We start from the raw sequence: 6,474 nt of genomic DNA on the forward strand, positions 1-6,474 counted from the left end.
TCGACTCACCGGCAGGTGACCGTCAGACGAGGCGGACCGGCTTCTCCGGGCGTATCCCCGACTTGACCAGCCACGCCTGCAGCGGGGCCGGGTCGCCGTCCTCCACCAGGCTGAGGACGCGGGGGGCCAGGTCGGCCGCCCGTTCGCCGTTGACCATGAGGGACGGGCCGTCGAGCCAGTCGAGGCCCGGGGTCGCGCCGGCGGTGTCCATCGCGGCGCAGCACACCATCGCGGTGACGTGGTCGGTGAGCAGTTCGCGGGCGGTGCGGGGTGACTGAAGGGGGAAGAGGGGGAGCATGCCGTCGTCCCAGAGGGCGGTGTCGGGGCTGCCGCCGGTGCCGGTGCCGCTGCCGCTGGCCTGGCCGGGTGGGGGTGGGCCGGTCGGGGGTGTGGTTCCGGGTGCGGATGCCTCTTCGCGGGCGATTTCGGCGCTCAGGCGGGCGGCGAGGGCGGTGGCGTTCTCGGTGCCGCCGGGGGCGTCGTCGTCGAGGTCATCGGGGGGGTAGAGGGCGTTGGTGTCGGCGTCCGGGGTGGGGGTGGCCTCGGCGTCGGGGCGGCTTGTGCCGGTGTCGGCGTTCGTGACGGGGGCGGCCTCTGCGCCTGTGTCGCTGGCGGTTTCGGTGCTGCTGCCGGTGTCGGTGCTGCTGCCGGTCTGCGAGCCGTCGGTCCGGGGTGTGGGGGCCGTCGGGGCCGTCAGGTGGGCCAGGACGCGGGCCAGGGTCGGGCCGTCGGGGTCGGGTGAGGTGGGGTCGGGGGCGCGGCGGACGCCCAGGGCGTCCAGGACGCGGTGGAGGCGGGCCGCGTCGGTGCGCCACTTGCGGTCGACGACCTCGTCCGGGTACTCCTGCCAGTTCACCGGGGCCCAGTCCCGGCCCGGCTCGGCGGGGCCGCCGTGGAAGAGGCGGGCGGCGAGCAGCGAGGTCGCCTCGTCGATCGCGCCGGGCTCTTCGAGCAGGTCGCAGGCGGGGCGCTCGCCCAGCCGGGAGGCGAAGCCCTCGGCCAGCCGGTCGCGCCGGGACAGCTCGGTGAGGGCCGCGACGACGCCCGCGTCCAGCCGGGAGGGCCAGCGGCCCATCCGCCAGGCGGGCAGCGCGACCCGGGTCAGCAGCCGGTCCCAGCCGGCGTACGCGAGGCCCACCTGTTCCTGGGCGACGATCCTCAGGCCGTAATCCACAGCCTGTGCACGCTCGGCCGCCGCGGCGGCGACTCCGCGCTCCATCTCGGCGGCATGGCCGCGACAGCTGCGCAGCAGCAGCCGGGCGACCCAGCCGATGCCCGCGAGCACCGGGCGGATGAGGACGCTGCGGCCGGGCGCCGAGGTCACGGCCACCGCCGCGTCCAGCCCCCGTACGAAGCGGCGGGCCGCGGCTATGTCCGGGTGCGCCGAAGGGCCCGTACCGGCGACGACCGGGGCGAGGACGGCGCGCAGCTCGCCCACGCGCATCCACCACAGGAACGGGGAGCCGATGACGAGGACGGGCGCGGCGGCGGCACGCCGGTGGGAGCCGCGGACGCCCGCTATCTCGTCATGGTCCTCGCGCGGGGGCGGGCCGTGGGCCGGGTGGGTGCGGTCCTCCAGCCAGCTGTCGCAGTCCGGGGTGAGCGCTATGGCGGAGGGTGCCGGGACGTCCAGGCGGTCGGCGAGGTCGCGCACCATGCGGTAGAGGTCGGGGGCCGACTCCTCGGCGATCGGGACCGTCGGGCTGACGGCGGGCCGGGAGCGGGCGACGACCAGGGCGATGCCGCCGGCCGCGAGCAGTGCGAGGACGGCGACCACGGACATCGTCCACCGCGCGGCGTCCCAGCCGGGGCCCACGAGATGGTCCGTCGAGCCGCCGGCGAGCAGCACGACGGCGACGGCCGCGGGCAGCAGCGCGACAGCCAGTGCCCGGCTGCGTATGCGCAGCACGGCCAGGGCTCGGGACCGCGCGGACTGTGCTCCCGCCTCCACACCCATACCGGTCATGACCGGACCTCGCCCCCTCCCTGCCGTCCTGCCCGCCCGGCTCTCTGCCCGGCTCTCCTGGCGTTGCTCACTCCCCCACTGTGGCACCGCCCACTGACATCGCAATGCCGGTGGGCCAAGTGCCGGACCGCTTGCGCCGCACCCTAGTTGGGGCCCCGGCCCTCGTCAGCCGGATGGGGCATCGGTCACTCGATGGAATGGCCTTGGGGAAAGGTGGATGACGGACAGCAACGATCAGGCCCCGGATCGTGAGACGGATCCGGGGCCTGCGAGGTTCATCGATGTCTGGGTATTTTCGCCGGTCCGCGACGGTCCGCGCCGGGGTTCTCACACGGTCTGCGCCAGTGTTGTCAGGCGTCGGACGCCGCCTTCGCCGCGATGTCCGTGCGGTGCTGGGAGCCGTCGAGGTTGACGCGGGCGAGGGCCCGGTAGGCGCGGTCGCGGGCCTCGGTGAGGTCCTCGCCGACCGCCGTGACGGACAGGACGCGGCCGCCCGCGCTGACGACGGCGTCACCCGCGCGCCTGGTGCCCGCGTGCAGGACGTACGCGTGCGGGGCGTCCTGGGCGGCCACCTCGTCCAGCCCGGTGATCGGGTCGCCGGTGCGCGGGGTGCCGGGGTAGTTGTGCGAGGCGACGACCACGGTGACCGCGGCCTCGTCGCTCCAGCGCAGGGGCGGCAGGTCGGCGAGGTTGCCCGTGGCGGCGGCCATCAGGATGCCGGCCAGCGGTGTCTTCAGCCGGGCGAGGACGACCTGGGTCTCGGGGTCGCCGAAGCGGGCGTTGAACTCGATGACCCGGACGCCACGGCTGGTGATCGCCAGACCGGCGTACAGCAGGCCGGAGAAGGGGGTGCCGCGGCGGCGCATCTCGTCGACGGTCGGCTGCAGGACGGTCTGCATGACCTCGTCCACCAGCTTCGGGTCGGCCCAGGGCAGCGGGGAGTACGCGCCCATGCCGCCGGTGTTGGGGCCTTCGTCGCCGTCCAGCGCGCGCTTGAAGTCCTGGGCGGGCTGGAGGGGCAGGACCGTATCGCCGTCGGTGATGGCGAAGAGGGAGACCTCGGGGCCGTCGAGGAACTCCTCGATGACGACCCGCTCGCAGGCGTTGGCGTGCGCCTTGGCCGCGTCGAGGTCGTCGGTCACCACGACGCCCTTGCCGGCGGCGAGCCCGTCGTCCTTGACGACGTACGGAGCACCGAAGGCGTCGAGGGCTTCGGCGGCCTCGGCCGGGGTCGCACAGACGTACGACCGCGCGGTGGGTACCTCCGCTCCCGCCATCACGGCCTTGGCGAAGGCCTTCGAGCCCTCGAGCTGCGCGGCCTCCTTGGAGGGGCCGAAGACGGGGATGCCCGCATCGCGTACGGCGTCGGCGACCCCGGCGACGAGCGGCGCCTCCGGGCCTACGACGACCAGGTCGGCGCCGAGCTCCACGGCCAGCGCGGACACGGCCGCGCCGTCGAGGGCGTCGACCTGGTGCAGTTCGGCGACCTCGGCGATGCCGGCGTTGCCGGGAGCGCAGTAGAGCGCGCTGACGTCGGGGTCTAGGGACAGAGAACGGCACAGGGCGTGTTCGCGGGCACCGCTGCCGATGACGAGGACCTTCACGGGGGTCAGCCTAACCGGGTTTTGTGCGGGGTTCCGAAGGGGTGGAGGGAGGTGAGCTGTGGGTTCCTCCAAGGCGTGGCCCGGCGTGATCCGGTGCTACTCGTTCGAGAACTCCTCCACCACCGTGGCTCCCAGCTCTCTCACGATGAGTTCGTGACCGGAGAGGGCCGACTCGTCGAGGTCGGGATCGTCGTCCTCCGGAGTGTCGTCCTCGGGGGAGACCGGGGTCGGTTCCGGGGCGGACCGCTGGGGGGCGGGGCGGGGTGAGGACGCCTGGGCCTGCGCCGAGGTGGTCGGCGTGGGTGCGGCGGGCGAGGGCTGGGGGGACGCCGGGCGCGGGGGGGCCGTAGCGCCACCGCCGCTGCCGTAGCCGCCGCCTGTTCCGCCCTGGCCGGCGCCGCCTCCTCCGCCGTAGCCGCCGTTGGGCCCGGTCGGGCCGCCGCCGGTGGCCGGGGGTGCCGAGCCGCCCGACGGGTCGATGATCGCCTCGATCTTCCACTGCACGTTGAACTGCTCGGCCAGCGCCTGCTTCAGCACGTCCTCGCTGCCGCTGCCGGAGAAGTTGTCACGCGCGCCGGCGTTGATGAAGCCGAGCTGGAGGGTGGTGCCGTCGAAACCGGTCACCTGCGCGTTCTGGCTGAGCAGGATCCAGGTGAACCGGCGGCGGTTCTTGACGGCCTCCAGGATGTTCGGCCAGAGCGTGCGCGGGTCGAGGCCGCCGGTGGGAGGCGTGTAGGCGGTGGCCGGAGCGGGGGTCGCTGCCTGCGGTGCGGAGGTGGAAGGGGCGGCGGGTGCGGGCGTGGGCGCGGACCCGGGCGCGGGTGTGCTCGGGGCCGCGCTCGGGGGGTGTCCGCCGCCGGCGGGGGCCGCCGTGGGCCAGCCGCCGGGGCGTCGACCGCCACCGGCGGGGGCGGCGGTAGGCCAGGCGCCGGGGGCGGGGGACGTGGGGGCGGGGGACGTGGGGGCGGGGGCGGGCGCAGGGGTGGGTGCCGACGGGGGCGCCTGGGCCGGTTGCTCCTGCTGAGGCTGAGGCGGCGGCTGGTGCTGGGTGTGGTCGGGGGTTGCCGGGCGGGTGGCGGGAGCGGCAGCGGGCGCAGGTCCTCCGGCGGCCGGTACCGGACCTCCGGCCACGGGCGCAGGTCCTCCGGCCACGGGTGGCGGTCCGCCGGCGACGGGGGCCGGTCCGCCCGAGACGGGCGCCGCCTGCTCAGAGGGCATGCCCGGCGCGGCAGCGCCCGCGCCCGCCGGGGCCCCGGAAGCCCGTACCGCAGCGCGAGCCGCGGCCGCGCCGCCCCCCGGGGGAACCGGCGCGGCCGCCACCGCTCCACCCTGCCCCTGGGCGTGCGCGTGCGCGTCGGGGCCGGGGACGTAGCCCATGGCCGGCGCTCCGCCCCCCGCGGAGAAGTTCACGCCGCGCTCGATGCGGTCCAGGCGGGCCATGACCGACCGCTCGTCGCCGTACGCGGCGGGCAGCAGCACGCGCGCGCAGATGAGTTCGAGCTGGAGGCGGGGGGAGGTGGCGCCGCGCATCTCGGTCAGCCCCGCGTTGACGAGGTCGGCGGCGCGGGTGAGCTCGGCGGCGCCGAAGGTGCCGGCCTGGGCCTGCATCCGCTCGATGACGTCGGCGGGGGCGTCGATGAGGCCCTTCTCCGCGGCGTCCGGCACGGCGGCGAGGATCACCAGGTCCCGCAGCCGCTCCAGCAGGTCGGCGACGAACCGCCGGGGGTCGTTGCCCCCCTCGATGACATGGTCGACGACCTCGAAGGCGGCGGCGCCGTCACCGGTCGCGAAAGCCTCGACGACGGAGTCGAGCAGCGACAGGTCCGTGTAGCCGAGCAGGGAGGTCGCCATGGCATACGTCACACCGTCCGCCCCCGCACCGGCGAGCAGCTGGTCCATGACGGACATCGAGTCACGCACGGACCCGGCACCGGCCCGCACGACGAGCGGCAGCACCCCGTCCTCGACGGGGATCCCCTCCCGCCCGCACACCTCGGCCAGGTACTCGCGCAGCGTCCCGGGCGGCACGAGCCGGAACGGATAGTGATGCGTCCGGGACCGAATGGTCCCGATGACCTTCTCGGGCTCGGTGGTGGCGAAGATGAACTTCAGATGCTCCGGCGGCTCCTCGACGACCTTGAGGAGCGCGTTGAAGCCGGCCGACGTGACCATGTGGGCCTCGTCGATGATGTAGATCTTGTAACGACTGCCCGCGGGCCCGAAGAAGGCCTTCTCCCGGAGATCACGGGCGTCGTCCACACCGCCGTGCGAAGCGGCGTCGATCTCGATGACGTCGATCGAACCCGGGCCGTTCCTCGCGAGGTCCTGGCAGGACTGGCACTTCCCGCACGGGGTCGGTGTGGGCCCCTGCTCGCAGTTCAGGCACCTGGCCAGGATCCGCGCACTGGTCGTCTTGCCGCACCCGCGCGGACCGCTGAACAGGTACGCGTGATTGACCCGGTTGTTCCGCAGCGCCTGCTGCAGCGGGTCGGTGACATGCTCCTGCCCGATGACCTCGGCGAACGACTCCGGGCGATAGCGGCGGTACAACGCGAGAGACGACACGCATACGAGGTTATAGGCGCCCACTGACATCGGGCCCCGCCCGCAGGTCTCACCCCGGCAACGCAAGCGCCCCCCACGCACCCGCCAGAGCCAACCTACCCTTGCTGCCTTCCGGCCCTGGGGGAGTTCAGTCAGATAGCGCCGCGTGAGGGGCTGCGCCCACAGTACCCGATGCCGGCCAGGGGGAACGAGTTCGCGAGCACTCCTCAACGTCTTGTATTGTTTGCGGCGGAGGATTCGCCTAGTGGCCTAGGGCGCACGCTTGGAAAGCGTGTTGGGGGCAACCCCTCACGAGTTCGAATCTCGTATCCTCCGCCAGTGCCTCACCGGGCACGATGT

Annotated in this window: 3 protein-coding genes, 1 tRNA gene and 1 other RNA gene; 1 reads left to right on the forward strand and 4 read right to left on the reverse strand. The window is 74.2% G+C overall.

The window, feature by feature from the left end; all coding sequences use genetic code 11:
• Nucleotides 1-22: 22 nt before the first annotated feature.
• The 4 genes from AC5P09_RS45310 to ffs all read right to left on the reverse strand — a co-directional run bounded on the left by AC5P09_RS45310 (nucleotide 23) and on the right by ffs (nucleotide 6,293).
• Nucleotides 23-1,966, reverse strand: a complete 1,944-nt coding sequence (locus tag AC5P09_RS45310; RefSeq protein ID WP_493879528.1) for a M48 family metalloprotease — start codon at nucleotides 1,964-1,966, stop codon at nucleotides 23-25.
• Between the two features lie 350 nt (nucleotides 1,967-2,316).
• Entirely contained in the window at nucleotides 2,317-3,570 is a 1,254-nt protein-coding gene (gene purD, locus AC5P09_RS45315) for a phosphoribosylamine--glycine ligase (RefSeq protein ID WP_493879529.1), read from the reverse strand.
• Nucleotides 3,571-3,666: 96 nt separating this feature from the next.
• A complete protein-coding gene (locus tag AC5P09_RS45320) occupies nucleotides 3,667-6,135 on the reverse strand; it encodes a DNA polymerase III subunit gamma and tau (protein ID WP_493879530.1) in 2,469 nt (822 codons plus the stop codon).
• Between the two features lie 59 nt (nucleotides 6,136-6,194).
• Nucleotides 6,195-6,293: signal recognition particle sRNA small type (ffs, locus tag AC5P09_RS45325), an RNA gene on the reverse strand.
• 72 nt (nucleotides 6,294-6,365) lie between these two features.
• Here ffs and AC5P09_RS45330 point away from each other — a divergent pair.
• Nucleotides 6,366-6,453 (forward strand) — tRNA-Ser (locus AC5P09_RS45330).
• Nucleotides 6,454-6,474 lie beyond the last annotated feature (21 nt).

The organism is Streptomyces sp. a15, assembly GCF_059026085.1.